At 49.9% G+C, this 761-nt stretch carries 1 protein-coding gene; it reads right to left on the bottom strand.

The window, feature by feature from the left end; translation table 11 throughout:
• On the bottom strand, positions 1–674 hold a 674-nt coding region (locus A3750_RS24140; RefSeq protein ID WP_369819981.1), incomplete at its 3' end, for a PDZ domain-containing protein.
• Positions 675–761 lie beyond the last annotated feature (87 nt).

Below are 761 nucleotides of genomic sequence, written 5' to 3'. Positions count from 1 at the left end.
ATGATATCTCCCTGTCGAATACCCGCATTGCTTGCAGGACCTGCTTGCACCTTCACAACCTGAACACCGCCTTCAAGCCCTGCATCTTTCAACACAGCGTCATCCAGCTCCTTGACCATCACACCGAGGCGATTGGCTTCTGGAACGGTTGCTTTGGCAGGTTTAACCGGCACATCTGAGCTGTTTGGCAGCTCTCCAATTTCAACCTTCACGGTTTTTCGATCACCGTTACGGATCACCGTAAGTTCAGCGTCCTCACCCACCTTTGTACGACCAACAAAATGCGGCAACTGCGAGGACAAATTGATCTTCTCATCTTCATATTTGACGATAATATCACCAACCTGGATTCCCGCTTCCTGAGCGGGTGAACCCGGCACAACCTGAGCGACTAATGCACCATGCGGTTTATCAAGACCAAACGACTCTGCAAGCTCTTTACTCACTTCCTGAATCAACACACCCAACCAACCGCGGGATACATACCCCTGGCCGCGCAGTTGATCAACTACTTCCATCGCAACATCCATAGGAATAGCGAAAGACATACCCATAAAGCCGCCAGAACGCGTATAAATCTGCGAATTAATACCTACGACCTCACCGTCCATATTGAAAAGCGGGCCACCCGAATTGCCGGGATTAATCGCCACATCAGTCTGAATAAACGGCACGTAGTTTTCATTCGGCAGGCGTCCGTGTTGATGTTTGTCATTCCCTTATTGCTAATGGTCGTGGTCGCAGCATTTGCGATGCAGTTG

The organism is Oleiphilus sp. HI0079, assembly GCF_001635105.1.
Note: the sequence above shows the minus strand (reverse complement) of the source record. Positions and strands in the feature narration are given on the sequence as shown.